The sequence below is a fragment of the Acinetobacter sp. GRABPA_MV_2 genome (assembly GCF_056725885.1).
Genome location: NZ_JBWZNA010000074.1, coordinates 1 through 373, shown reverse-complemented (window position 1 = coordinate 373; position 373 = coordinate 1). Strand labels below are relative to the sequence as shown.

The following is a 373-nucleotide window of genomic DNA, read 5'->3' as shown; positions in this document are numbered from 1 at the left end:
GCTGTCAGAGTCAGAATCGCTGTCCGAATCCGAGTCGCTGTCCGAATCCGAGTCGCTGTCAGAGTCCGAGTCACTGTCAGAATCAGAGTCGCTGTCAGAATCCGAGTCGCTGTCAGAGTCCGAGTCGCTGTCAGAGTCAGAATCGCTGTCCGAATCCGAGTCACTATCCGAATCAGAGTCACTGTCAGAATCAGAGTCGCTGTCTGAATCGCTGTCTGAATCAGAGTCGCTGTCAGAATCAGAGTCGCTGTCTGAATCCGAATCGCTGTCAGAATCAGAGTCGCTGTCTGAATCAGAGTCGCTGTCAGAGTCACTGTCTGAATCCGAATCGCTGTCTGAATCCGAGTCGCTGTCAGAATCAGAATCGCTGTCC

The 373-nt window shown here is 52.5% G+C and carries 1 protein-coding gene; it reads right to left on the bottom strand.

From position 1 onward, the window contains the following. The coding region (locus ACXM0J_RS18880) for an MSCRAMM-like protein SdrH (protein ID WP_162170390.1) at positions 1-373 on the bottom strand (373 nt) is incomplete at both ends.